The organism is Streptomyces minutiscleroticus, from assembly GCF_014650875.1.
GTDB lineage: Bacteria > Actinomycetota > Actinomycetes > Streptomycetales > Streptomycetaceae > Streptomyces > Streptomyces minutiscleroticus.
Window position 1 is genome coordinate 1 of record NZ_BMVU01000076.1, and the last position, 25,425, is coordinate 25,425.

General features: G+C 73.4%; 19 protein-coding genes. 11 read left to right on the forward strand and 8 right to left on the reverse strand.

Annotation, left to right across the window (positions count from 1 at the left end):
* Positions 1-47: 47 nt before the first annotated feature.
* Positions 48-992 (reverse strand): aldo/keto reductase, encoded by a 945-nt coding sequence (locus tag IE271_RS36135; protein ID WP_190194702.1) that lies wholly within the window; start codon positions 990-992, stop codon positions 48-50.
* 90 nt (positions 993-1,082) lie between these two features.
* Here IE271_RS36135 and IE271_RS36140 point away from each other — a divergent pair, with 90 nt between their 5' ends.
* The 3 genes from IE271_RS36140 to IE271_RS36150 all read left to right on the forward strand — a co-directional run bounded on the left by IE271_RS36140 (position 1,083) and on the right by IE271_RS36150 (position 5,068).
* Positions 1,083-1,694, forward strand: a complete 612-nt coding sequence (locus IE271_RS36140; protein ID WP_229919823.1) for a TetR/AcrR family transcriptional regulator — start codon at positions 1,083-1,085, stop codon at positions 1,692-1,694.
* A 420-nt stretch (positions 1,695-2,114) separates the two neighbouring features.
* Positions 2,115-2,627 carry an SRPBCC family protein gene (locus tag IE271_RS36145; RefSeq protein ID WP_190194704.1) on the forward strand — a complete coding sequence of 171 codons (513 nt, stop codon included), beginning with the start codon at positions 2,115-2,117 and terminating at the stop codon, positions 2,625-2,627.
* Positions 2,628-2,728: 101 nt separating this feature from the next.
* Positions 2,729-5,068: an FdhF/YdeP family oxidoreductase gene (locus IE271_RS36150; RefSeq protein ID WP_190194705.1), complete on the forward strand. Its 2,340-nt coding sequence runs from the start codon at positions 2,729-2,731 to the stop codon at positions 5,066-5,068.
* Between the two features lie 59 nt (positions 5,069-5,127).
* On the opposite strand, the gene IE271_RS36155 is transcribed toward IE271_RS36150, so the two are convergent.
* Both IE271_RS36155 and IE271_RS36160 read right to left on the reverse strand, forming a co-directional pair.
* On the reverse strand, positions 5,128-6,150 hold the full coding sequence (locus tag IE271_RS36155; protein WP_190194706.1) for an LLM class flavin-dependent oxidoreductase: 1,023 nt from the start codon (positions 6,148-6,150) through the stop codon (positions 5,128-5,130).
* On the reverse strand, positions 6,147-6,692 hold the full coding sequence (locus IE271_RS36160; protein WP_190194707.1) for a hypothetical protein: 546 nt from the start codon (positions 6,690-6,692) through the stop codon (positions 6,147-6,149). Before IE271_RS36160 ends, IE271_RS36155 begins: the two co-directional genes overlap by 4 nt.
* A gap of 109 nt (positions 6,693-6,801) precedes the next feature.
* Here IE271_RS36160 and IE271_RS36165 point away from each other — a divergent pair, with 109 nt between their 5' ends.
* Positions 6,802-9,393 (forward strand): SpoIIE family protein phosphatase, encoded by a 2,592-nt coding sequence (locus IE271_RS36165; RefSeq protein ID WP_229919824.1) that lies wholly within the window; start codon positions 6,802-6,804, stop codon positions 9,391-9,393.
* Positions 9,394-9,578: 185 nt separating this feature from the next.
* Here the strand turns inward: IE271_RS36165 and IE271_RS43475 are convergent, their stop codons facing one another.
* Positions 9,579-9,710 carry a hypothetical protein gene (locus IE271_RS43475; RefSeq protein ID WP_268256266.1) on the reverse strand — a complete coding sequence of 44 codons (132 nt, stop codon included), beginning with the start codon at positions 9,708-9,710 and terminating at the stop codon, positions 9,579-9,581.
* A 52-nt stretch (positions 9,711-9,762) separates the two neighbouring features.
* The gene (locus IE271_RS36175; RefSeq protein ID WP_190194709.1) at positions 9,763-10,518 is read right to left on the reverse strand and encodes a ZIP family metal transporter; all 756 of its coding nucleotides are present in this window, start codon (positions 10,516-10,518) and stop codon (positions 9,763-9,765) included.
* 441 nt (positions 10,519-10,959) lie between these two features.
* Between IE271_RS36175 and IE271_RS36180 the strand changes: the two genes are divergently transcribed.
* A complete protein-coding gene (locus IE271_RS36180; protein WP_190194710.1) occupies positions 10,960-12,585 on the forward strand; it encodes an ATP-binding SpoIIE family protein phosphatase in 1,626 nt (541 codons plus the stop codon).
* Positions 12,586-12,945: 360 nt separating this feature from the next.
* A complete protein-coding gene (locus tag IE271_RS36185; protein ID WP_190194711.1) occupies positions 12,946-14,826 on the forward strand; it encodes a laminin G domain-containing metallophosphoesterase family protein in 1,881 nt (626 codons plus the stop codon).
* 23 nt (positions 14,827-14,849) lie between these two features.
* Here IE271_RS36185 and IE271_RS36190 read toward each other — a convergent pair whose 3' ends face one another.
* Positions 14,850-15,521 carry a type 1 periplasmic-binding domain-containing protein gene (locus IE271_RS36190; protein WP_190194712.1) on the reverse strand — a complete coding sequence of 224 codons (672 nt, stop codon included), beginning with the start codon at positions 15,519-15,521 and terminating at the stop codon, positions 14,850-14,852.
* Between the two features lie 247 nt (positions 15,522-15,768).
* Between IE271_RS36190 and IE271_RS36195 the strand changes: the two genes are divergently transcribed.
* The 3 genes from IE271_RS36195 to IE271_RS36205 all read left to right on the forward strand — a co-directional run bounded on the left by IE271_RS36195 (position 15,769) and on the right by IE271_RS36205 (position 20,252).
* Complete coding sequence (locus IE271_RS36195; RefSeq protein WP_190194713.1) at positions 15,769-16,980, forward strand: HupE/UreJ family protein; 1,212 nt, start codon at positions 15,769-15,771, stop codon at positions 16,978-16,980.
* A gap of 123 nt (positions 16,981-17,103) precedes the next feature.
* Complete coding sequence (locus tag IE271_RS36200) at positions 17,104-19,080, forward strand: purple acid phosphatase family protein (RefSeq protein ID WP_229919825.1); 1,977 nt, start codon at positions 17,104-17,106, stop codon at positions 19,078-19,080.
* 86 nt (positions 19,081-19,166) lie between these two features.
* Positions 19,167-20,252, forward strand: coding sequence for a COG1470 family protein (locus tag IE271_RS36205; RefSeq protein ID WP_190194714.1), 1,086 nt, complete (start codon positions 19,167-19,169; stop codon positions 20,250-20,252).
* A gap of 66 nt (positions 20,253-20,318) precedes the next feature.
* Here the strand turns inward: IE271_RS36205 and IE271_RS36210 are convergent, their stop codons facing one another.
* Complete coding sequence (locus tag IE271_RS36210; protein WP_190194715.1) at positions 20,319-21,155, reverse strand: ATP-grasp domain-containing protein; 837 nt, start codon at positions 21,153-21,155, stop codon at positions 20,319-20,321.
* A 728-nt stretch (positions 21,156-21,883) separates the two neighbouring features.
* On the opposite strand from IE271_RS36210, the gene IE271_RS36215 reads away from it, so the two are divergent.
* The gene (locus IE271_RS36215; protein ID WP_190194716.1) at positions 21,884-24,370 is read left to right on the forward strand and encodes a molybdopterin oxidoreductase family protein; all 2,487 of its coding nucleotides are present in this window, start codon (positions 21,884-21,886) and stop codon (positions 24,368-24,370) included.
* The gene (locus tag IE271_RS36220; protein ID WP_190194717.1) at positions 24,367-24,867 is read left to right on the forward strand and encodes a hypothetical protein; all 501 of its coding nucleotides are present in this window, start codon (positions 24,367-24,369) and stop codon (positions 24,865-24,867) included. The genes IE271_RS36215 and IE271_RS36220 overlap by 4 nt, the downstream gene beginning before the upstream one ends.
* A gap of 42 nt (positions 24,868-24,909) precedes the next feature.
* Here the strand turns inward: IE271_RS36220 and IE271_RS36225 are convergent, their stop codons facing one another.
* Positions 24,910-25,329 (reverse strand): helix-turn-helix transcriptional regulator, encoded by a 420-nt coding sequence (locus IE271_RS36225; protein ID WP_190194718.1) that lies wholly within the window; start codon positions 25,327-25,329, stop codon positions 24,910-24,912.
* Between the last annotated feature and the right edge of the window lie 96 nt (positions 25,330-25,425).

Genomic DNA, 25,425 nt, shown 5'->3' on the forward strand with positions numbered 1-25,425 from the left:
ACTCCTTTGGAGGGGAGTCCCGTCCCGCGCATGCACCGCGGACCTTCTCAGCCGAGCGTCGCGTCGGCGGACCGCGACTCGACGGCGTCGAGCGCGGCCAGCGTGTCGTCGTCGAACTCGATCGCCCCGGCGGCGATGTTCGCCTCCAGGTGGCCGGCGTCCGCGGTCCCGGGGATGAGCAGCGTGTTCGGCGCGTGGTGGAGCAGCCAGGCGAGGCCGACCTGCGCGGGGGTCCGGCCGAGGGAGCGCGCGGCGGCGACGACGGCCGGCTCCTCGGCCACCTTCGGCACGCCGGGGAAGGCGCCCCCGAGCGGGAAGAACGGGACCCACGCGATCCGCTCCTCGACGCAGAGCCGCAGCATCTCCTCGTCGTCCCGGCTCACCAGGCTGTAAGCGTTCTGGACGCAGGCGATCCCGGCGGGCAGGGCCCGGCGCAGTCCGTCGAGCGTGACGCTGCTCAGGCCGATCGCGCCGATCTTGCCCTCGTCCCGCAGGGCGGTCATCACCGCGAGCTGGTCGTCGATGTCGACCAGTTGGTCGCCCTCGGCCCGCAGGCCCGGCCCGGTGTCCAGGCGGCGCAGGTTCACGACCGGGATGCGGTCCGCGCCGAGGGACCTGAGGTTGTCCTCGACGCTCGCCCGCAGCTCCTCGGGCCGCTGGGCGGGGCGCAGCGGGAGGGCGCCGCCCGGGTCGGGGTCGGCGCCGACCTTGCTGACGACCACGACACCGTCCTCGGGGCGGAACGCGTCGCGGATGACACCGTTGACGAAACCGTCGCCGTAGAACTGGGCGGTGTCGACGTGGTCGACGCCGAGCTCGACCGCACGGCGCAGGAGCGCGACCGCGGCGCCGCGGTCGGCGTGCAGGCGCTCCAGCTGCATGGCGCCGTATCCGACGCGGGAGACCGTACGGCCCGCGATCGTCCCGGCCCCTCCGGCGCGCGGCGCGCCGGTGGCCGTGAACGGGGAGGAAGGAGTGCTGCTCGTGGGCATGGGTGAGTCCGTCCTCGTGAGACGATGAGAGAAGCGGAGGGACCTCCGCTTCAGTTGGACTGTAGCAGTTTTACCGGAGGAGCCTCCGCTTTGAGTTCCGTCGAACCGACGCCCCGGGGAACCGGCACCGGGAAGAAGCCGCGCACCCCGCGCGCCGACGCGCTGCGCAACCGGGACAGGCTCGTCCAGGCCGCCCGGGCCGCGTTCGCGGCTTCGGACGGCACCGTCCCGCTGGAGGGCATCGCCCGCGAGGCCGGTGTCGGCATCGGCACGCTCTACCGCCACTTCCCGACCCGCGAGGCGCTGGTGGAGGCCGTGTACGCCGCCGAGCTCGACGACGTCGCCGGCAGCGCCCCCGCCCTGCTGGAGGCGCTTCCGCCGGACGCGGCGCTGCGCGCCTGGATGGAGCGTTACGCCGCGTTCGTCGCGACGAAGCGCGGCATGGCCGACACGCTCCGCGCCGGCTGGGCCTCGGGACGGATCGCCACACCGGCCACCCGGGAACGCATCACCACCGCCGTCGCCACGATCCTCGCGAGCGGGGCCGAGGCCGGTTCGCTCCGTTCCGACGTCGAACCGTACGACGTCACCGTGATGCTGCTGGGGATCTTCCTCGTCAGCACCGCCGACGACGCCTCCGACCGGACCGGGCGGCTGATCGACCTCGTCATGGACGCGCTGCGGCCGACGGCGGCCGGCTGACCCGGGGCCCGCCTGCGGAGGAGAGCGACCGGCGGCGCAGCCGCATCGCGTCGTGCCGGACGAGGAGGGAACGGTGCGTGCCGTGCTCCGCGCTCCGTGCAACACGTGTGCGGGGCGCGGAGTCGCCGGAGGCGCACCACGGACGTCGGCCCGCGCGGCCTGACGGCGGGTGAGATCGCGGGCCGGTACGACATTTGGGTGATGTGCCCCGACGTCCCCGGCCGATGGGGCCGCCGGGCCCTGGGCAGGGGCTCTCGCGAGCGGTTCCGGCGGCGCGTCACGGTCCGCCTCCCCGCGCCCGGGACACCGATCGGCATGAGACGCCGCCGCCGGGGCACCCGGGTGCGCGAGCGCGGGTGACCGCGCCCGGTCGTCGTGCGGAGCGGCCACCGGCGGGATGCACAGAGACGGACGGGGTCCATGAGCACCATCGAAGAGTCGATCGACGTCGATGTCCCGGTCCACGTGGCGTACAACCAGTGGACGCAGTTCAAGACGTTCCCCCGGTTCATGGACGGGGTCCGGCGCGTCGACCACTTCCAGGCGTCCTTCACCCACTGGGCGGTCCGGTTCGGGGGGAGGACCTACAGGTTCGACGCGGAGATCGTGGAGCAGGTCCCCGACCAGCACCTGAGCTGGGAGGCCCTCGACAGGCCACGGCACAGGGGCACGGTGTCGTTCCGGTCCCTGGACGCGGAGCGCTGCCGGGTGACCCTGCGGATCGACCTCCCCTCCAAGGGCCTGCTGGAGCGGGCGGGCAGCGCCCTCGGCATCGCCCGCCGGCACGTCGGCAGATCCCTGAAGTGCTTCAAGGAGTTCATCGAGGGCCAGGGCCGCGAGACCGGCACCTGGCGCGGTGAGATCACCAAGGGCCGCGTACGGCCCGGCTCCGGGCAGAAGCGGCCCGAGGTACCGACCTGGCCGACCGGCTGAGCCCCCGGGCGGCCGGGACCGGCCGCCCCGCGCACACCAACCCGGTCACCCCCGGGCGCGGGAACGCTCCGGGCGCACCACACGGACGAGGAGACGACACGTTGCAGAAGTCACCGAGCGAGGAACCGCACGACGACCACCTCGAGGTCACCCCGCCCGCGACCTGGGCGGCGGGCGTACCGGCGGTGTACCACGCGATGCAGTACTCCCTGTCCCAGACGTCGCCGAAGCGCACGGCCCTCACGCTGCTGAACCTGAACCAGGTCCGCGGCCTGGACTGCCCCGGCTGCGCGTGGCCCGAGCCCGAGCCGGGGCACCGTCCCGTCAACGAGTACTGCGAGAACGGTGCCAAGCACACCAACGACGAGGCGACCTCGCGCCGGATCACCGCGGACTTCTTCCGCCGGTACTCGGTCGACGAACTGGCGCAGAAGTCCGACCGGTGGCTCAACCAGCAGGGCCGGCTGACCCAGCCCATGGTCAAGCGGCCCGGCTCCGCCCACTACGAGCCGATCACCTGGAGCGCCGCCCTGGACCTGCTCGCCGAGGAACTCCAGGGGCTGGACTCGCCCGACGAGGCGGTGTTCTACACCTCCGGGCGCGCGAGCAACGAGGCCGCGTTCGTGCTGCAGCTGTTCGCCCGGGCCTTCGGGACGAACAACCTGCCCGACTGCTCCAACATGTGCCACGAGTCCAGCGGCACCGCGCTCAACGAGACGCTGGGCATCGGCAAGGGCGACGTCGGCCTGCGCGACATCTACCACGCCGACCTCGTCTTCACCGTGGGCCAGAACCCCGGCACCAACCACCCGCGGATGCTGTCCGCGCTGGAGGAGAACAAGCGCCGGGGCGGCCGGATCGTCGCCGTCAACCCGCTGCCCGAGGCGGGACTCGCCCGCTTCAAGAACCCGCAGCGGCCCCGGGGCGTCGTCGGCCGCGGCGTCCAGGTCGCCGACCGCTTCCTGCACATCAAGGTCGGCGGCGACCTCGCGCTCTTCCAGGCGCTCAACCTCCTCCTGCTGGAGGCGGAGGACGCCGCGCCCGGCACCGTACTGGACCGGGCGTTCATCGACGAGCACACCAGCGGCTTCGAGGAGTTCGCCGCCCACCTGCGCGCCACGGTCTCCTGGCCGAAGGTGCAGGAGGCCACCGGGCTGACGCGCGCCCAGATCGAGGAAGTGCGCGACATGGTCCTGGAGAGCAGGCGTGTGATCGTCTGCTGGGCGATGGGCCTGACGCAGCAGAAGCACGGGGTGCCCACCATCCGCGAGGTGGTCAACTTCCTGCTGATGCGCGGCAACATCGGCAGGCCCGGAGCCGGCGTGTGCCCGGTGCGCGGTCACAGCAACGTGCAGGGCGACCGCACGATGGGCATCTGGGAGCGGATGCCCGACGCCTTCCTCGACGCGCTCGCCCGCGAGTTCTCCTTCGAGCCGCCCCGTGAGCACGGCCTGGACTCGGTCGACTCCATCAGGGCGATGCGCGACGGCCGCGCCACGTTCTTCCTCGGCCTGGCCGGCAACTTCGTACGGGCCACTCCGGACAGCGAGGTCACGGAGGCCGCGATGCGTCGCTGTCGGCTGACCGCGCACATCTCGACCAAGCTCAACCGTTCCCACACCGTGTGCGGCGAGACCGCGCTGATCCTGCCCACCCTCGGCCGCACGGAACGCGACGTGCAGGCCGGCGGCGAGCAGTTCGTCACCGTCGAGGACTCGATGAGCCAGGTCCACGCCTCGCGGGGCGTGCTGGAGCCGGCCTCCAAGCACCTGCTGAGCGAGGTCGCCATCCTCAGCCGGCTGGCCCGCCGCACCCTGGGCGACAAGGTCCCCGTGCGCTGGGAGCGGTTCGAGGCGGACTACGGGTGCATCCGCGACCACATCTCCCGCGTCGTGCCGGGCTTCGAGGACTTCAACACGCGCGTCGCCAGGCCCGGCGGCTTCGGTCTGCCGAACCCGGTCAACGAGGGGCACTTCCCCACGCCCTCCGGGAAGGCCCTGTTCAGCCGCAACGACTTCGAGATGCTGAGCGCCCCGGAGGGGCACCTGATCCTCCAGACGCTGCGTTCGCACGACCAGTGGAACACCGTTCCGTACACGGACAACGACCGTTACCGCGGCATCCACGGGTCCCGCCGCGTCGTGTTCGTCAACCGGCACGACATGCGGGAGCTCGGTCTGGAGGAGGGCGCCCGGGTCGACCTGGTCGGCGTCTGGCGCGACGGTGTCGAACGCAGGGCGGAGGACTTCCGGGTGGTCGGCTACCCCACCTCCCTCGGCTGCGCCGCCGCCTACTACCCGGAGACCAACGTCCTGGTGCCGCTGGACAGTGTGGCGGACTTCAGCAACACCCCGACGTCCAAGGGGATCGTCGTCCGCCTGGAGCCGCGTGCGGAGGCGGGCACGTCGCAGGAGGCGGCGGTCGGGAAGGCGTCCGCCTGACCCGCCTCCGGGAGGCGACGGCGGCCGGGTGGACGCTCCGGTCCGTCCGGCCGTCGGTGTCAGCGCCAGCCGAGCTCGGGTGCCACGTGGGTCAGGATGCTCTCGACGACGTGCGCGTTGTAGTCGACACCGAGCTGGTTGGGCACGGTGAGCAGCAGGGTGTCGGCGGCGGCGACGGCCTCGTCGGCGGCGAGCTGCTTGACGAGCACGTCGGGCTCGGCCGCGTAGGACCGGCCGAAGATGCTCCGCGTCTCGGCGTCGATGTAGCCGACGTGGTCCTCCGAGTCGCGCTCCTGGCCGAAGTAGGCGCGGTCCCGGTCGTCGACCAGGGCGAAGATGCTGCGGCTGACCGACACCCTCGGCTCGCGCGCGTGCCCCGCGGCGCGCCACGCCTCGCGGTAGGCCTCGATCTGCTTGCGCTGCTGGACGTGGAGCGGTTCGCCGCTCTCGTCGTCCTTGAGCGTCGAGCTCTGCAGGTTCATCCCGAGCCCGGCGGCCCAGACCGCGGTGGCGTTCGAGCCGGACCCCCACCAGATGCGGTCCCGCAGCCCCTCGGAGTGCGGTTCGAGCCGGAGCAGTCCCGGCGGGTTGGCGAACATCGGCCGGGGGTGGGGCTGTGCGATGCCCTCCCCCTTGAGCACCTCGAGCAGCACCTCGGTGTGCGCGCGTGCCATGTCGGCGTCGGTCCCGCCCTCCGGGGGCCGGTAGCCGAAGAGCCGCCAGCCGTCGATCGCCTGCTCCGGTGAGCCCCGGCTGATCCCGAGCTGCAGACGGCCGCCGGAGATCAGGTCCGCCGCGCCCGCGTCCTCGGCCATGTACAGCGGGTTCTCGTAGCGCATGTCGATCACACCGGTGCCGATCTCGATCCGGCTGGTGCGCGCGCCGACGGCCGCGAGCAGCGGGAACGGCGAGGCGTGCTGGCGGGCGAAGTGGTGGACACGGAAGTAGGCGCCGTCGGCCCCCAGCTCCTCCGCCGCGACCGCGAGGTCGATCGCCTGGAGCAGGGAGTCCGCCGCGGAACGCGTCTGCGAGTGCGGTGACGGCGTCCAGTGCCCGAAGGACAGGAACCCGATCTTCTTCATACTCCACTCAACGCACGCGGACCGGATTCATTCCGGAGGCCGGAACCGCTCGCCCGCCAGGCCGCGAGCGGCCGGTCCCGGCCGAGCGCGGCCAGGAGCGTCGCGCGGCGGAGCCCGGCCGCCGGGGCGAGGAGGTCGGGGTGGCGCAGCAGGACCGCCGCCCGCCGGTCGTGCTCGTCGGGCGACACCAGGCGCCGGAACCCGACGGGGAGCCCCTCCAGGTGCGGGTCCGCGGAGACGGCGGCCACGGCCCGTTCGGCCGGGTCGGGGTCGGTGGGCAGGCAGGCCGCCCAGCTCACCACGGCCTCGTCGGCCCAGGTACGCCACGCCTGCGCACCGGCGTCGCCGGCTGCGTCCGCGCCGGCCGCCCGGTCCGGGTGCCCGGAGCCCCCGGGCCGTCCCACCAGGCCGACCAGAGCGGCGTCCACGGGCGTCGGACAGCGCAGCCAGGCGGCGACCGTCACCGCCTGCCGCGCCTGCGCCTCGTGCAGGACGCGGCTCAGCGCACCGCCGGACGCCTCCACCCGCTCCGCTTGTCCCACCCGGCTCACCGGCCCCTTTCATGCCGCCGCTTCCGGGTACACGGCATCCGTGGCAACCGCGAGCACTCCAGAGGCATCGTCGCGCCGGTTCCCCCCGCGGCCGGAGAGCGTGGCACAGGCGCGGCACTTCGCGCGCTCGGCGCTGGCCGGCGTCGCGCCGGACGTGCTGGACACCGTCGAGCTGCTGGTCGGCGAGCTGGTGACCAACGCGGTGATCCACGCGCGCACCGAGGTCGACGTGGAGGTGTGGGCCGCCGGGGACCGTGTCCACGCGCGGGTCGGCGACCTGCGGCCCGACCACGGCCCGGTACGGCACCCGCGCCATCCGTACGCCTCCACCGGGCGGGGCCTGCTCCTGGTGGAGGAGCTGGCCTCCCGCCACGGCGTCGACCTCGGCGAGGGCCGCAAGACGGTGTGGTTCGAGCTGTGGCCAGGTGCCCCGGTGCCGCCGGCGTCCGTGTGGGACACCGTGAAGCCGTCCGGGCCGACCGCGGCCGTGACACTGACGGACGTGCCCTACGCCCTGTACTGGGCGGCGCAGCAGCACCGGGAGGCGATGCTGCGCGAACTCTTCCTCGCCCTTCCCGGGGACGGTGGCGAGACGCGGCCGCAGGATCTCGCCGTCGCCCGCGACATCAGCCATGTGATCAACGAGCGCATGGCGTCCGCCATGGCGGAGGAGACCTCCTCCGGCTCCACCCTCTCCCTGCGCCTGGAGTTCCCGGCGGACGCCGCCGCGGCCGTGACCACCCTGCGTCTCGTGCTCGACGAGGCCGACACGGCGACCCAGCAGGAGAGTCTGCTCACCCTTCCGCCGCTGCCGCAGGTCCGGGCCTTCCGGCGCTGGCTCCTCGACCAGATCGCCGGCCAGCTGTCCGGCGGACAGGCCACGGCGTGGACCCTGGTCCCCGACACACCGAGTGTCACCTCCACCGAGCTGGCCCCCTGGGACGCCGCCGACACGGAGGCCAGCAGCGTCCCCACCATCGTGGCCGACGACGGCAACCGCATCGTCGCGGTGAACACGTCCGCGGCGCGGCTGCTCGGCTGGCGGGTCTCCGAACTCGTCGGGCAGCGGCTGACCGCGCTGATCCCCGAGCACCTGCGGGAACGCCACGTGGCGGCGTTCACCTCCCTGCTGCTCACCGGACAGCCCCGCATCCTGGGCCACTCCATCCCCCTTCCGGCGCTGCACCGCGACGGCCGGCTGATCCCCATCCGCCTGCGCATCCAGACCCAGGAGGCCGTCGACGGCCGCACCGTCTTCGTCGCCCAGCTCATCGCCCGGACGGCCGCCTCTCCCCCTACGCGCGGTTCCGCCGGGCGCCGCCACGCGCGGCGACCGGACCCGGAGCCGGAACAGTGGCAGGCCGCCGCGCGGTCCGCGGAGGGCGCGGGGCCCACCGGGAGCGGGATCAGCGCGGGCGAGGCCGCGCGGGCCGTGGAGCGCCTGTCCCTGCTGGTCGACACCAACAGCGCGCTGACCGGCACACTGAACCTCGAAGAGGCACTGCGCAGGGTGTGCCGGCTGCTCACCGAGCGGCTGGCCGACTGGTGCGCGGTCGAGCTCCTGGACGAGAAGCGGCGCGTGGAGCGGGTCTGCGTCGTCCACCGCGATCCCCGGGTGACGGTCCCCGGGGCGTACGAGGGCGTGCCGCCCGCGGTGTCCGAGGCCGCACGGGGTCCCCTGGCGCGGGTGCTGCGCGGCGCCGGTCCGCTGCTGCTCACCGACCTCACCTCGCCCTGGCCGTCCTCCGACGCCCTGGACACCTGGCAGCGGGAGCTGTTCGAGCGGCTGGGAGGGACCAACGCCGTGATCGCCCCGCTGCGGGCCCGCCGCGAGGTCCTCGGCGCGCTGACCCTGGTCCGCGGCGACGACGCGCGCCCGTGGACCGAGGAGGACCTGCCCCTGGTCGCCGACCTGGTCCGCACCATTGCCCTGGGCGTGGACAACGCCCGTCTGCACCAGCACACCCAGCGCACCGCCGAACGCTTCCAGCGCTCCCTGCTGCCCGAGCTGCCCCGCGGCGGCCACCTGCGGATGGCGGCCCGCTACGTCCCGTCCAGCGCCGCCACCCAGGTCGGCGGGGACTGGTTCGACGCCTTCGCGCTCCCCCAGGGGGACACCGCACTGGTCATCGGCGACGTCGCCGGGCACGACCTGCAGGCCGCGGTGGCCATGAGCGAGGTGCGCAACATGCTGCGCGGCATCGCCGTCGACTGCCAGGAGCCGCCCGCGGAGGTGCTGCGCCGCCTGGACGTCGCCGCCCACACGCTCCACCCGACGGACCCGGCGACCGCCACCTGCATCTACGCCCTGGTCAAGGGCGCCGAGCACGGCCCGTGGGAGCTGCACCACTCCACGGCCGGGCATCTGCCGATACTGCTGACCACCCAGGAGGGCGACAGCCGCTTCCTGAGCGGCGGCGCGGGTGCCCTGATCGGCATGGACCCCACCGTCCCCCGGACCACGGCCCGCGATCCGCTGCCGCCCCACTCCACCCTGCTGCTGTACACCGACGGTCTCGTCGAACGCCGCGGTGAGTCACTGGACGAGGGCCTGGACCGCCTCCGCCGGCACACCGCCGCCCTGGCACGGGCGCCCCTCGACGTCTTCTGCGACGAGCTGGTCATCGGCCTCGGCGCGGACAACGTGGACGACATCGCCCTGCTGGCCCTGCGTCCCACCCCGCCCGCCTGACCCCGCGGAGGAAGGCTGCGGGCGGCGAGGCGGACGCCTGCCTCCGGCTGCCGGTGGTCCAGCAGATGCCCGTGCTCCGCGCCTCGCCCGGCCGTGCGGCGATCCCGGCACGCGGTGATCGCAGCGGGCGGGGAGACCTCCGACCGGTGCGCTCCCCGTCCGGCCGGCGCCGGCGCCGGCACCGCTCAGGTCCGCCGGGCGGCCGGATCGTCCACCGGCCCTCCGCCACCGGCCCTGCGCCACCGGCCCTGCGCCACCCGCAGTGCGCGGATCCGTCCGCGCACCGGGCCGTCCGCATCGCCGTCCTCCTGCGTCATGGACGACGTCGTACGCATCGAGCGCACAGCGCGCCTGGCGTCGCCGTCCGCGTCAGGCGTGGGAGAGGGCGAAGGAGACCAGGAACCCGCTGACGGTGATCAGGCCGATGGCCAGATGGGCGTTCTCGAACGCCTCGGGAATCATCGTGTCGGCGATCATGGCGAGGATCGCGCCGGCGGCCACCGCGGTGACGGCGGCGATCACGGCCGGCGAGAAGGCGCCCACGACGGTGTAACCGAGGACCGCCGAGACGGTGCCGGCCGCGGCGATCGCGCCCCACACACCGAAGACGTACGCCCTGCCGCGGCCGGCCTGCCTCATCCCCGCCGCGCTGGACAGTCCTTCGGGAATGTTGCTGATGAACACCGCGGCCACGGTCACCAGGCTCACCGCGCCGCCTTCGAGGAGGCTCACCCCGATGACCGCGGACTCCGGGACGCCGTCGAGCAGTGCTCCCAGCGCCAGCGCCAGACCGGAGCCGCCCTGGTCGCTCTCGGAGGGCTGGGCCTGCGCGTGGCCCGACCGCTTGCGGTGACGGGCTCCCCGGCGGGCCAGCCACACGTTGCCGGCGGTGTAGGCCACGGCCCCGGCGATCGTGCCGATCGCGGCGGGGGCCAGCCCCGCCTGTTCGTACGCCTCGCCCACCAGCTCGAAGGAGACGGCCGAGATCAGCACGCCGGCCCCGAAGGCCATCACGGTCGCGATCACCTTCTGCGGCACTCTCAGCACGTAGCCGATCGCCGCGCCGACCAGCAGCGCCGAGCCGGCCACCAACCCCCAGAACCCCGCTTGCACCACTTGCGCCATGTCGCCCTGGGTACCCAGTGACACCGTCACACACCCCTGCCGGAACGGTGCGCGCCCACCGGGGCCGCGGCCGTCCGGGAGGCACACCTTTTCGAGCCGCTCCACCCGGTGCCGCGGCCCGGGCCGGAGAGGGGCGACGCAGTGGTGGCCCGGTCGCGAGGGACGACGCTGTGGTGGCCCGGTCGCGAGGGACGACGCTGTGGTGGCCCGGCCACGGAGGACAACAGATCTCCAACGGCCCTCACCGAGCAGGTCCGACGCATAAAAAGATCAAGATTGCCTCGAAGGAGGTAAAAATCGCTCACACGGTTCCGACACGGACCCGATGTGCTGCAATGTCGGGCATCACCGACGACACTCGGCCACCGGCGGCCGACTTCGCGGGATGCACGCGCTCGTGGCTCGCGAGCCGATGCGGCACATGAAGTGAGGCTCGTTACCATGTCAGTGAAAGCCGTGCAGGGCGCCACCGACCAGCAGCAGGTCTTCCGTGAGCTGGTGGAGTCGTCCCAGGACGCGATCCTGATCAAGACCCTGGACGGCCGGATCACCTTCTGGAACGCCGCCGCGCACCGCCTGTACGGCTACGCTCCGCGAGAGGCCATCGGCCGGCACATCGGCATGCTGATCCCCGACGGCCTGCAGGACGAGGAGGCCGACCTCCTGCAGCGCATCGGCCGGGGCGAACGCATCGAGCACTACGAGACACGGCGCATCACCAGCGACGGCCGCTCCCTGGACGTCGACGTCACCCTCTGGCCGATCCACACGGGCGACGGCGGCATCAGCGGCGTCTGCTCCATCACCCGCGACATCACCGAACGCAGGCGGGCCGACGCGGAGTTGGCCGAGCTGCACGCGCAGCAGCGGCACGTCGCCCTGGCACTGCACCTGATGGGCATCTCCCAGCAGGTGCCCGGAGTGCTGGCCGCGAGCCGCTACCTTCCCTCGACCCAGGGGCAGGGGGTGGGCGGGGACTGGCTGGACGTGATCGACCTGGGGGCCGGACGGGTCGGGGTGTTCGTCGGGGACGTGATGGGGCGCGGTCTGGACGCGGCCGTCGTCATGGGACAGCTGCGTTCGGCGGCCCGGGCCCTGGCCCTGGCCGGCCTGCCGCCGTGCGAACTGATGAAGGTGCTGAACGTCTTCACCCACGGCCTGCCCGAACAGTTCGTCACCTGCGTCTACCTGGAGGCCGATCCCGCTCGGGGCGAGGTGACCGCCTGCTCGGCCGGCCACCTGCCCGTCCTCGCCGTCGGGCCCGACGCGACGGTCGAGAGGCTCCCGGTGCCCACCGGCGTCCCGCTGGGCGTGGGCGGGGTGCCGTACCAGCACGTCCGCCTCCCCCTCCGGCCCGGTTCGGCCCTGGCCCTGTACACCGACGGACTGGTGGAGACCGCCAGCAGCGACCTCGACGCCCAACTGGACCTGCTGGCGGACACCTTGGGCACCGCCTTCACACTGGGCGAGGACATGGAGGCCGCCGCCGACCGTGTTCTGCGGACGCTGCTGCCGGACAGTGCCACCTACGCCGACGACGTCACCCTGCTGCTCATCAGCTTCCCCACCACCCCGCTGGACACCGCCGAGGTGACACTGTCCGTCGAGCCCGCCTCGGTGGCCACCGGACGGCACTTCCTGCGGCACCACCTCCGGTCCTGGAGCCTCGCCTCCCTGGCCGACACCGCCCTGCTGCTGGCCTCGGAACTGCTGACCAACGCCGTCTGCCACGCACAGGGCCCGCTCACCCTGCGGATCTGGCACAGCGCCCGGGAACTGGGCGTGGAGGTCAGCGACCACAGCGTTCCCCGCCCCCGGGCCCGTATCGCGGAGGCGTCCGAGGAGAACGGGCGCGGGCTCATGCTCGTCGAAGCGCTCGCCGACGCCTGGGGCACCCGCGCCACCGCCGTCGGCAAGACCGTCTGGTTCACCCTCCCGAGGCCGCGCACGGACACCGAGCCGTCCCCCGGCTACCCCCGGCGGTCGGAACTGCGCCGGACGGTCCAGGAGGTCCTCCTGCCGGCCCCACCGGTCGGGACGCTCCCGGCCGACGCCTCCCCCTGCTGAGACGGCCGCGGAGGCGGCGGACGCCAGGGGTGGACGGGATGCCCGGAGCCGTTCGCAGCCGAACGCTGTGCAGTCCCGGGCCCCCGGGCAGCTGACCTCCCGTCCGCTCACGAGCCGGGCCCTGCGCCGACTCCTCCGTCCATCGGGGCGTTGTCCCTGGCCCCCTCGACGCTGCCGCGGGCGCCACCGCGCCCGGCACGGTCGGGCAGTAGGCGGCAGACGGCATGCCACTACTGGGGCCGAGACCCACATGGTGTGAGCGCATCCGCCGCTGTTCAGCTCCCTGCCATCGCGCGGTCACAGCGGTTCAGCACAGTTCGGGCTGCCCCTCTCCCCTCCCAAAGGACACCAGGAGGTCCCATGAGCGCAGCAGACCGGAACCGGACCCGGCCGGGCAGACGCGCGCTGTTGCAGGCGGCCGTGGCGGTCCCGGCCGCGGGCGCGGCCGCCGTCGCGTCGTCGGGCGTGCCCGCGCGGGCGGCCACCGCGGAGTCGGCGGACAGGGGGTTCGACGCCGCGAGTCCCCGCTTCGGCCTCGCCGTCCTGCCGGACACGCAGTACCTCTTCGACGCCGACAGCGCGGACCCGGAGCCGTTGCGCGCCACCTTCCGGTACCTGGTGTCGGAGCGCGGAGAAGCCGACATCGCCTTCATGGCGCACCTGGGCGACGTCACCGAGCACGGCTCGCCGGACGAGATCGAACTCGCCGCCGACACCTTCCGGACCCTTCACGGCAAGGTCCCCTACAGCGTCCTCGCCGGCAACCACGACATCCCCTCCGCCACCGACGACCAGCGCGGCGACAGCCCGTACCTGAAGTCGTTCGGGCCGCGGCGCTTCTCCGCCATGCCGACGTTCGGCGGTGCGTCGCCCGACGGCTACAACAGCTTCCACGTCCTGCGGGCCGGCGGCCGCGAGTGGCTCGTGCTCGCCCTGGACTGGCGGGTGTCGCGGACCGGGCTGCGCTGGGCACAGGGTGTGCTCGACGCGCACCCCGCGCTGCCGGCCGTCCTCACCACGCACGACCTGGCCTGGGCCGACGACGAGGGCGTGGCCCGGCTGTCCGACAACGGACAGCGCCTGTGGGACGGCTTCGTCCGCGGCAACGACCAGATCTTCCTGGCGCTCGGCGGGCACTACTGGCCCCCGGGCCGCACCGTTCTGACCAACGACGCAGGAAACGACGTCCACGTCCACATCACCAACTACCAGGACCGCTACTACGGCGGCGCGGGGATGATCCGGGTCTACGGCTTCGACCTCGTGCGCAAGGTCGTCGACGTGGAGACGTTCTCCCCCTGGTTCCTCTCCCGCGACCCCGCGAAGAGGACGCCGCTGGAGGCCGAGACCATCGAGCTGACCGGCCCCGCGGACCGGTTCACCCTGGACATCGACTTCGAGCGCCGCTTCTCCGGCTTCGCTCCCGCCGTACCGCCCGGCCCGCGGCCGCCCGCGGCCGTCATGCCGCGCGGCACCGTGGCGTACTGGCGCTTCGACGCCTCCGGGACCGCCGCCCCGGGAGCCGCGGGCGCACCCGTCGAGACCGGTACGGTCATCCGCGACCTCTCCGGCAACGGCAACGACCTCACCGTCTCCCGTCTGCACGACAGCGCGCCCGACGTCCTCACCTGGTCGGACGACCACCACCGGGGGCAGCCGGCACACGCCAGCCTCCGCTTCGACGGCGGCAGGGCCCCGGACCGGGGCGCCGTCCTGCGCACGGCGGCCCGCGCGCCCCTCAACTCGGAGAAGTTCCTGCGCGGCTACACCATCGAGACCTTCATACGGCTGCCCGAGCCGTTCGAGGGCGACCACGCCTGGATGGGGATCCTCAGCTGGGAGGGCCGCAACGGCGACGCGGGCAAGACCACCGGCTGGTCCCCCGACGAGCCGACCTGCAGTCTCAACCTCTCCCCCGAGCGGTTCCTGCAGTTCGTGGTCTACCCCGAGCGCCAGGACGCCGACCCCACCTCCTGGAGCCATGCCCTGCCCGTGGGCCGGTGGACGCACATCGCCGTGGTCAACGACGGCCGCCGCACCGTGCTGTACGTCGACGGCTCGAAGATCGCCCGTAACCCCGCCCAGGCGTCGACCGGCATCGCCACCCTCGGCAAGCCCTTCGTCATCGGCGCCACGCAGTCCGACGAGACCTACGGGCAGGGCTTCTACGGCTCGATCGGCGACACCCGCATCGTCGCCCGGGCCCTGTCACCCGGGCAGTTCATGCCCCGGTTCGACTGACGTCCCTCCATGCGGGCACGGCATCAGAAGTCGTCCACCCACAGCACGATGCCCGTCCATCCCGAGAGCACCGCCGCCACGCCCGCCCGGACGGCGGCCGCGCAGCGTGCCGCGGTGAAGGAGTCCGGGTCGTACGTCGAGGACGCGCCCAGCCCCTCGCCGCGGAACGAGCCCCCCGTCCAGTCGACCGCCGTCACGTTGTGCGTGGGTTCGGCCAGTTCCGCGCCCACCACCAGGAACTGCTGGGAGAGGTGGCTCGGGGTGACCGTCGCCAGCGGGTCGACGAGGTCGTCGCCCGCGCCGACGACGAGGTCCGGGTGCATGCCGATCGCCCGGTCGACGGCGGGCAGGAGGTCGGAGGGGCCGTCCGCGGTCACGGTCCGCAGGTCGACGTCCTCGTCCTCGGCCCACTCCTCCACCGCCGTCACGAGGGTCCTCGTCGGCCGGTCGTCCCCCGAGGTCAGCAGCACCACCCGGTAGTCCGCCGAAGGCCGTACGCCGGACCATGAGCCGGGCCGCGGCGTGACGGTCGCCTCCGGGGTGGGCGGGGACGACGGGTCGACGAATCCCGCGCCCGGCTCACCGACCGCGGAGGGCCGCGCGTGCGGTTGCGACCAGTCGTCGCCGAAGGCGCATCCGGTGAGCAGGGCGGCGGCCGCGGCCAGGGTGGCGGCGGCCAGGAGCGGGCGGCGCAAGACGATCGTCCTCCGGGGGCGGGGCCCGCGCGCCGGCGGGGTTCGGTGCCGGCGGCGGGCCCACTGAGCAGAACGGCGAAACCGGCGTGGTGGCGCGGGGATGGTGTGACAGCATCCTGCGCCCCCACCGTGTGTTTTCTCCATCGGTGCGGCCTCGATCACGTACTTGTTCGCACACGGTTCGCCGACCGGCCGGCTCCGGTTCATCCCGGACCACCACGGTGCACGGGCGACCTCAAGGAGCCCCATGCCACACCATGTTCGCCGCTGCCTGTTCCTCCTCGCCGCGGCGGTGTCCGTCCTGCTCGGCCTCGCCGGTCCCGCCTCCGCCCACGGTTTCACCTCGACCGTGTACGCGCACGTCACCGGCGGTGACGACGGACCGCTGCGGACCGAGCTGAAACTCGAGTACGACCTCCTCGTCGTCTCCGCGGCCGACGCGGAGGACGACGACGCCCTGTTCCGCGCCGGGACCGAGGCGTTCGAGGCAGGGGACGCCGACGACCGGGCCGCGGCGCTCGACAGCCGTCGCGCCTCGGTGGTCGACTACGTCACCGACCGCTTCACCATCGGCACGACGGGCGGCGCCTGCACCCCCGCCCAGGCCGGGGACTTCCGCATGGGCCGGGAGGAGGGTGTGCCCTACGCCCTGCTGACGCTCGACTGGGCCTGCCCGGAACACGACACGGGCGACCACGAGGTGCGCAGCGGCCTCTTCCCGGACGGCGAGGGCTACGTCACCGGCACCAAGACCATCGCCACCTACGAGGTCGACGGGCATTCCGGCAGCGCCGCGCTCGACGCCGCCCGTCCGTCGTTCTCCCTCGGCCAGCCCTGGACCGAGCGCTTCCGGGAGTTCTTCCTGCTGGGCGCCGAGCACCTGCTGTCCGGCATCGACCACATCCTGTTCCTGCTCGCGCTCATCGCGGGCTCGCGACGGCCGCGCGAGATCGTCCTGGCGGCCACCGCCTTCACGCTCGCCCACTCGGTGACGTTCCTGCTCGCGGCGCTGGGACTGGTGGACGTGCCGGCGGGGATCGTGGAACCCGTCATCGCGCTGTCCATCGCCGTGGTGGCCGGCTGGCACCTGTGGCGCGTCCGCCGGCGGGGCGTGCACGTGAGCGACCTGGCCGCCCCGCGGGGCGGCCGCTTCGCCCTGGACCGCGCCGGGTGGGCGCGCCTCGGCGTCGTGTTCTGCTTCGGCCTGGTGCACGGTCTGGGCTTCGCCGGCGCGCTCGGCATCGACGCGGCGTGGTCGTGGACCCTGCTGTGGTCCCTGCTGGTCTTCAACGTCGGCATCGAGGCCGTGCAGCTGGCCGTCATCGCCGTGGTGTTCCCGCTGCTGCTCCTGCTGCGGCGCCGTTCCCCCCGGGCCGGGCTGTGGGCGACCGGCGCGTTGTCCGCGGGTGTCGCCGTCATGGGCCTGGTCTGGTTCGTGCAGCGCACGCTCGGGCTGTGACGCGTGGCGCTCCGGGATGTTCAGCCGCCCCCAAGATCGCATCCATGCGGAATTCACCTGGCACAGAGAGCTTGACGGCCTCCATTGCACGCACACACCGTGTGCACAGAAGAAACGAAACCGATGAGACCCAAGCAGTTCCCGCAGGCCCACGGGCCTGCGCGCCGCCGCATGGCCACCGGTGCCACCGCGGCGCTCCTCGGCATGGCCGTGGCGTTCGGCGGCCCCCTGGCGCCGTCCGCCGCCGCGGCCGACACCGCCGCCCTGACCGGCATCGTCCTCGGCGTCGGCGCCGACGAGACCCAGCGCACCGTCAGCTGGTACTCCTCCGCCGACACCGCCCAGAAGATCCAGGTCGCCCCCACGGCCCGGCTCAGCGGCGGCGGGTTCCCCGCCGACGCGACCACCTTCGACGCCCTGGGCGGCGCCAACATCGCCTCCAGCGGCGGCTACAACCGCCATGCCACCATCACCGGCCTCAAGGAGAACACCGCGTACTCCTACCGGGTCGGCGGCGAGGGCGGCTGGTCGGCCACGTACTCCTTCAGGACGCAGGACTTCGAGGGCGAGTACGACTTCCTCTTCCTCGGCGACCCGCAGATCGGCTCCTCGGGCGACACCGCCGAGGACCAGGCCGGCTGGGCGGACACCCTCGACGTCGCCACCAGGGCCAACCCGGACGCCGAGCTCCTCGTCTCCGGCGGCGACCAGGTCGAGAGCGCCAACAACGAGTCCCAGTGGAACGCGTTCCTCGCCCCCGACCAGCTGCGCCAGTACCCGTTCGCCGCCACCATCGGGAACCACGACGTCGGCGGCAAGGCCTACGAGCAGCACTTCTCCACGCCGAACACCGACAACTCGGGCGCCTACTACTCCAACGGCAACCCGGGTTCCAACACCTCCGGCGGCAACTACTGGTACATCTACAAGGATGTGCTGTTCATCGACCTGAACAGCAACAGCTACTCCACCTCCCAGGGCGGTGGCGGCGACGAGGCGCACACCAAGTACGTCACGGACGTCATCAGCAAGCACGGCGACGAGGCCAAGTGGAAGGTGCTCGTCTACCACCACTCCATCTACTCGCCGGCCGCCCACGCCAAGGACGGCGACAACAAGGCGCGCCGGGTCGACTTCCCGACCACCTTCTCCGAGCTGGGCGTCGACCTGGTCCTGCAGGGCCACGACCACAGCTACACCCGCAGCTACCTGATCAAGAACGGCGAGAAGGCCGACCCCGACGAGCAGCCCGGCACCGCCGACGTCCACCCCGGCCCCGGCGGCGTCCTGTACGTCACCGCCAACTCGGCCTCGGGCTCGAAGTACTACGACATCACCAAGCCCGACAACAGCGGGACCAGCGGCGCCGGCAACGGCGCGGACCCGCTGAAGCCGGAGAACTACTGGTACAACTCGGTCCAGAACCAGGAGCACGTCCGCACCTACGTCAAGGTGCAGGTGCGCGACGACAAGCTGGTCGTCGAGAACCTCCGCAGCGGCACCTGCGAGGCCCCCAACGCGTCGGTCGAGAACGGCAGCTGGTGCGACAACACCACCGCCGACCGGCCCGTCGGCTCGGTCGTCGACAAGGTGAGCATCCACCCCTACCACGGTGACAGCCAGAAGCTCCAGGTCGACGTGCCCGACCCGGCCCCCGGCGAGTTCGGCTGGACCATCGACGGCTACAACGGCCTGGTGGACCTCGGCACCGCCAAGGAGGTCGGCGGCGACCACTTCACCGCCACCGGCAGGATCAACCCGATCGTCGTCTCCGACACCCGCCGCACGCTCTCCCCGTGGTCGGTCTCGGCCGACGTGAGCGACTTCAGGGACGCCGCCAAGACGTTCTCGGGCTCCTACCTCGGCTGGTCGCCCTACGTCCTCGAATCGGGCGCCGGCGCCGAGGCGGGCGCTCCGGTCGCCTCGGGCTACGACGACCAGGGCAAGGGCCTGTCCGTCTCCCGCGGTCTCGGCTCCGCCGAGCAGGGCCACGCCCGCGGCAAGGCCAAGCTGGGCGCCGGCCTGGATCTGAAGATCCCGGACACCGCCCGGAAGGGCAGCTACCGCGCCACCCTCACGATCACCGCGCTGAGCAGCTGATCGTTCCCGTTCCACCCGGCGGGGCGGGTCACCGGCCGGCCGGTGACCCGCCCCCCTCCCCCCCCCGTCCCAGGAGAGACCCCGAGATGCCGCCCGTACCCGGACCACACCGCCGTACCTCCTCCGTCCCCGCCCGCCTGCGCACCGCGCTCCTGGCCCTTTTCGCGGCCCTCGCGTTCACCGGCGCGCTCACCGGCCCCGCCGCGGCCGCCGACGGCGACGTCACCTGGACGGTCCGGACGGCCGAGAACGAGTACGGCGACGACCGGTCCAGCTACAGCTACGGCGTCAACCCCGGCGGCCGGGTCGAGGACGCCATGGTCGTCGCCAACCGCAGCAGGAGCACGCTCCGCCTCGCGGTCTACTCCGCCGACGGCTACACCACCGACAAGGGCCAACTGGACCTCCTCACCCGGGAGAAGAAGTCCGTCGGCGTCGGCGCCTGGGTGCACGCCGCCCGCGACAGCGTCGAGATCGCCCCCGGCAGGACCGCCGAGATCCCCTTCACCGTCAGCGTCCCGCGCGACGCCACCCCCGGCGACTACGTCGGCGGCATCCTCACCTCCCTCAAGCAGTCCGACGACGCCGAGGGCATCGCCGTCGACCGGCGCCTCGGCATCCGCGTCGGGCTGCGCGTCAGCGGCGAGCTGAAGCCCACGCTCGCCGTCGAGGGCCTGCACGTCGACTACCGCGGCAGCGCCGACCCCTTCGCCCGGGGCGACGCCACCGTCACCTACACGCTCCACAACACCGGCAACGCCCTGCTCTCCGGTACGCAGAAGGTGACGCTCACCGGTCCCTTCGGCACCCTGAGCACCGACGCGGGCCGCGTCCCCGCCCCGCCGGAGCTGCTTCCCGGCGAGGAGTGGAAGGTCACGGTCCCCGTCCACGGCGTGGCCCCCGCCTTCCGCCTCACCGCCACGGCCACCGTCACCCCGCTCATCACCGACGCCGCCGGCTCCACCGCCTCCCTCGACCCCGTCGAGGCCACGGCCCACGGCCGGGCCGTCCCCTGGGCCCTGCTCCTCCTCGTCGCCCTCCTGCTCGCCGCGGCCGCGAGCGCGTTCCTCCTCGCCCGTCGCCGCCGCACCCGCCGCAAGCAGCGCGAGGACGCCCGCGTCCGGGACGCCGTCGAGCAAGCCCTGCGCGACCGGGACCGGCAGAAGGCCTGACGCCGTCAGATCCCGTCACGCGGCACGGGGGCGGGATCCGGTCCGCCCGCCGTCGCGACGAGCGCCTCAGCCGCGGGGCGACGCCTCCAGGAACCGGTGGAGGGAGGCCGTCACGGCGGTCACGAAGTCCTCGCGGGTCCGGTCGGGGACCAGGCCGAGGGACAGGTACGGGTTGAGGTCCTCCAGCTCGACCAGGAGCAGTTCGCCGTCCCGGGTGCGGCAGGCGTCCACGCGCTGGACGCCGTGGTCGAGGGTGTTCCAGTCGATGAACCGGCGGGCGAAGGCGAGATCGGCGTCGGTGGGGCGGTAGGGCTCCAGGACCCAGCGCCGGGCGGGGTCGGGAGCGTGGAGGGCGTACTGGAAGGCGTCGTCGACGTAGTAGAAGGACACCTCGTAGCGGAAGTCGATGCGCGGCTGGACCAGGACGCCGCCGCGGGCGAGGTCACCGAGCCGGTCCCGGGGCACGAAGGCCAGGCCTATGGAGTCGGCGCCGCCCTTCGGCTTGACCGCGTACTCCTCGGCCTCCGGCAGCAGGTGCAGGTCCTCGGGCCGGCCGACGGTGGGAATGACCGGGTACCCGGCGGCCGTCAGATCCAGCAGGTACTGCTTGCCGGCCATGTCACCGCGCCCGGACAGCGGGTTGTAGACCCGGGTGCCGCGGGCGACGGCCCGCTCCCGGAAGGCGTCGTACTCCTTCCGGTAGTGCAGCACGGGTCCGCTGTTGCGGACGACGACCGCGTCGAAGGCGTCCATCAGCGCCGCGGCGTCCAGGGGGTGGCACAGGGCGAGGCCGAAGACCTCGCGCAGCCGGGAGGTCAGGAAGACGTCCTCGTCGCCGTAGCGCCGTCCCCGGGCCCGGTAGGCGAGATCGGTCACGAACAGGACACTGGGGCGGACGGGCACGGTGCATCTCCTCACACGGTCGCCACCAGCCTAGTGCCGTGACCGGAGAGGTTCACCGGCTCACGACGCCCGGCACGGCTCTCCCCCCTGGCTCTTCGAGCAGGGGGAGAGCCGTGCCGCGTTGTCGGAGCCACCCGGGTACGCCCGGTACGAGGGTGGTCCTCCGCCTTGCGACGCACCGCACCGGACGCCGCGAGCCCACGGCAGACCTTTCCGGTCACGGCACCAGACGCGCACACGGGCACGGCCGGAGCGGGGCCGTGCCCCGGTCCTCCCCTCCGGCCGGCGAGGGGCGGTACTCGGGTGTGGCGCAGCCCGAGTCGTCGAGCGGGTCGCGGACGTTCGCCGGCTCGATGCGCGGCATGGCCCCCTCCCCCCTTCCAGACCCCGGCCGCCGGGACCGGCACGACGGCGAGTACGACGGCGCCCGGGGCCTGCGCCGTGACCGGCATCCGGTAACCGACGCCCCGCAAGCGCGCGTTGGCGACGGCCACGGCGCGCGGTGGCAGCCCCGTTCCCCGGGCCGGAGGGCGGTACGGGCGGTCGCGGCGGCACGGGTTCCGGGGGTCCTGCCGCGTGTCCGCGCCCCTCACCACGGGACCGAACGGACACGGGCCCGGGGACCGTCCCGCTCCGCAGGGTGACGGCACGGCCTCCGGCGTTATGCCCCGCCCGGACACGGGTACCGCTGAGCAGTCCGTGGTGTGGTGATCGATGGGAGGCGGGCGATGGAGTCTTCGCTGGACCGGATCGGCCGGCCCTGGGGCGGCCGCACCCCCTACGGGCGCCACGAACCGTGGCCGACCCGGGTGGACACCTACCTGGAGGACGGCGTCGGGCCCGACAGCGTGCAGCGGTGGGTGCAGGCGGCCTCGATCCTGCACTCCGACGGGGACGCCATGGACATCGCGGTCGTGGACGGCCGCATGGTGGGGGTGCGGGGACGGTCCGTCGACCGGGTCAACCGCGGCCGGCTGGGGCCCAAGGACCTGTTCGGCTGGCAGGCCAACGCCTCGCCCGACCGGCTGACCGGGCCGCTGGTACGGCGCGGCGGGAAGCTGGTGGCGAGCGACTGGGACACCGCCATGGACCTGGTGGTGAACCGCTCGCGTGAACTGCTCGACGGGCGGGGGCCGGGCTCCGTCGGCTTCTACACCAGCGGCCAGCTGTTCCTGGAGGAGTACTACACGCTGGCGGTCCTCGCCAAGGCCGGCATCGGCACCAACCACCTGGACGGCAACACCCGCCTGTGCACCGCCACCGCGGCGGAGGCGCTGAAGGAGTCCTTCGGCTGCGACGGGCAGCCGGGCAGCTACGACGACATCGACCACGCCGACGTGATCGCCCTGTTCGGGCACAACATCGCCGAGACCCAGCCGGTGCAGTGGATGCGCATGCTGGACCGCCTGGAGGGCGCCGACCCGCCGCGCCTGGTGTGCGTGGACCCGCGGCCCACCCGGGTGGCCCGCGCCGCCGCGGTGCACCTGGCCCCGCGCGTCGGCACCAACGTGGCGCTGCTGAACGCGCTGCTGCACGAGGTCATCCGCACGGACCGCGTGGACCACGACTACGTCGAGGCGCACACGGTGGGCTTCGAGGAGCTGGCCGCCCGGGTGGAGGACTGCACCCCCGAGTGGGCCGCGCGGATCTGCGACGTGCCGGCCGCGCGGATCGAGGAGGCCGCGGAGCTGCTGGGCACGGCCGACCGCCTGCTGTCCACGGTGCTGCAGGGCGTGTACCAGTCGCACCAGGCCACGGCCGCCGCCGTGCAGGTCAACAACCTGCACCTGATCCGCGGCATGCTGGGGCGGCCCGGCGCCGGCGTGCTGCAGATGAACGGGCAGCCCACCGCGCAGAACACCCGCGAGTGCGGGGCCGACGGCGACCTGCCGGGCTTCCGCAACTGGCAGAACGACGCCCACGTCGCCGATCTCGCGAGCGTGTGGAACGTCGAACCGGGGACCATCCCGCACTACGGCCCGCCCACGCACGCGATGCAGATGTTCCGCTACGCCGAGCAGGGCTCGATCCGCATGCTCTGGATCAGCGGCACCAACCCGGCCGTCTCCCTGCCCGAGCTGGCCCGCATCCGCTCGATCCTCGCCCAGGAGCGGCTCTTCGTCGTGGTGCAGGACCTGTTCATGACCGAGACCACTGCGCTCGCCGACGTGGTGCTGCCCGCGGCGACCTGGGGCGAGAAGACCGGGACGTTCACCAACGCCGACCGCACCGTGCACCTGTCCGACAAGGCCGTCGAGCCGCCCGGCGGGGCAAGGTCCGACCTGGACATCTTCCTCGACTACGCGGCCCGCATGGACTTCCGCGACAAGGACGGCGCCCCCTTGATCGGCTGGCACGACCCCGAGTCCGCCTTCGAGGCGTGGAAGCGCTGCAGCGCCGGCCGCCCGTGCGACTACACCGGCCTGACCTACGACCGGCTGCGCGGTGGCAGCGGCGTCCAGTGGCCCTGCGACGAGCAGGCCCCGGACGGCACTCCGCGCCTCTACACCGAAGGCATCAACTGGGCGCACCCGGACGTCTGCGAGGACTACGGCAAGGACCTCGTCACCGGGGCGGCCGACAGTGCGGTGGAGTACCGCTCCCTCAACCCCGACGGCAAGGCCATGCTCAAGGCCGCCGCCTACCTGCCTCCCCACGAGGAGCCGGACGGGACGTACCCCTTCCAGCTCACCACGGGCCGTACGCTCTACCACTTCCACACCCGCACCAAGACCGGCCGCGCCCCGCAACTGCGGGCGGCCGCACCGGACGTGTGGGTGGAGATGGCGGCCGCCGACGCCGGCCGCCTCGGGTTCGCGGAGGGCGACCTGGTCGAGGTCCGCACCCCGCGCGGCGCCCTGCGAGGGCGGCTGCGGATCACCGGCCTGCGGCCCGGAGTGGTGTTCGTGCCCTTCCACTACGGCTACTGGGACACGCCCTCGGGCACCGGTCCGGACGAGGGGACGCCGCCGCGGGCGGCGAACGAGACGACGGTCACCGACTGGGACCCGGCATCCAAGCAGCCGCTGTTCAAGACGGCCGCGGCAGCCGTGACGCTCGTCCGGCGCGGCGACGGGCAGGTGGCCCCCGCGCCCACCACCACCGCGTCGGCACCCAGCGTCGAAGGGGCCGCGCGGCCCACCGCCGGCGGGCCGGCGGCGTACGCGTGGCAGAGCGCCGAAGCCGCCCGGACCGCGCGGGAGGACGCGTCGTGAACGGCATCGCACTGACCCTGCGCGCCCTCCACCACGGTGAGGGGCGCCTGGCCCGGCACTTCGTGACGGTGGCCCAGCGCCACCGCACCGAGCACGAGGTGCACCACGTCGCCGGCGACCTGGCCGCCTGGTCGCGCGAGCACGTCCGGCGCCTGGCCGACACCGCCGCCGGCCGCGGCCTGGACCTCGGCGGCCCGTCCGGCACTTCCGACGCCTCGGACGACGGCATCCTCGCCACGCTCAGGAGGAAGACGGCCGAACTCACCGGCCACCGCCCCGAACCGGCCCTGCTCCTCCTGCGCGACCTGCGCGAACTGCACCTGGACGCCACGGAGAACTCCCTGCACTGGGAGATGCTCGCCCAGGCCGCCCAGGCGTCGAGGGACAGCGCGCTGCTCGGCCTGGCCTCCGCCTGTCACCCGCAGACGCTGCGGCAGATGCGCTGGACCAACACCATGATCAAAACCCTGTCGCCGCAGGCGCTGACAAGCCCCTGACGCCGGGCCCGGCAAACGGGGCGAGGGTGTTCCGTACGCCGGTCAGCCGGCCCCGCGGCCGTCACGCGCGAGGTCGCGCCCCCACGGCCCGGCCGCCGCCCGGCGCCGGTAGGCATCGGGCGGCATGCCGACCAGTTCGGTGAAGCGGGCGGTGAAGACGCCCGGCGACGGACAGCCGACCGCGCGGCGGACCTCGGCGACGGAGAGGTCGCCGCGGTGCAGCAGTACCGTCGCGCGCTGGACACGACGCGCCGTCAGGTACGCGTACGGCGACCTGCCGTACGCCAGCCCGAACCGGCGGCCGAGGTGCCCGGCGGACATGCCCGCGCCGCGGGCGAGCGCCTCGACGTCCAGCGGCCGCGCGTACTCCCGGTCGATCCGGTCGCGGACGCGGCGCAGCCGCGCGAGGTCGCTCAGGCGCTGCGCCGCGGCGAGCGCGCGCCCCCATGCGGGGTGGCACATGAGAGAACTCCTTCTCTTCGGGGCCCGCGGGCACCTCGCCGCCCGCCGCGGCGGGCGGCGAGGTGCCCGCGGGCCCCGAAGAGAAGGAGTTCTCTC

Coding starts and splice junctions, on each gene's coding strand:
- IE271_RS36155 (WP_190194706.1), bottom strand. CDS start 6,150: ATGAAGAAGATCGGGTTCCTGTCCTTCGGGCACTGGACGCCGTCACCG.
- IE271_RS36175 (WP_190194709.1), bottom strand. CDS start 10,518: ATGGCGCAAGTGGTGCAAGCGGGGTTCTGGGGGTTGGTGGCCGGCTCG.
- IE271_RS36145 (WP_190194704.1), top strand. CDS start 2,115: ATGAGCACCATCGAAGAGTCGATCGACGTCGATGTCCCGGTCCACGTG.
- IE271_RS36205 (WP_190194714.1), top strand. CDS start 19,167: ATGCCGCCCGTACCCGGACCACACCGCCGTACCTCCTCCGTCCCCGCC.
- IE271_RS36225 (WP_190194718.1), bottom strand. CDS start 25,329: ATGTGCCACCCCGCATGGGGGCGCGCGCTCGCCGCGGCGCAGCGCCTG.
- IE271_RS36195 (WP_190194713.1), top strand. CDS start 15,769: ATGCCACACCATGTTCGCCGCTGCCTGTTCCTCCTCGCCGCGGCGGTG.
- IE271_RS36180 (WP_190194710.1), top strand. CDS start 10,960: ATGTCAGTGAAAGCCGTGCAGGGCGCCACCGACCAGCAGCAGGTCTTC.
- IE271_RS36200 (WP_229919825.1), top strand. CDS start 17,104: ATGAGACCCAAGCAGTTCCCGCAGGCCCACGGGCCTGCGCGCCGCCGC.
- IE271_RS36215 (WP_190194716.1), top strand. CDS start 21,884: ATGGAGTCTTCGCTGGACCGGATCGGCCGGCCCTGGGGCGGCCGCACC.
- IE271_RS36185 (WP_190194711.1), top strand. CDS start 12,946: ATGAGCGCAGCAGACCGGAACCGGACCCGGCCGGGCAGACGCGCGCTG.
- IE271_RS43475 (WP_268256266.1), bottom strand. CDS start 9,710: ATGACGCAGGAGGACGGCGATGCGGACGGCCCGGTGCGCGGACGGATC.
- IE271_RS36135 (WP_190194702.1), bottom strand. CDS start 992: ATGCCCACGAGCAGCACTCCTTCCTCCCCGTTCACGGCCACCGGCGCG.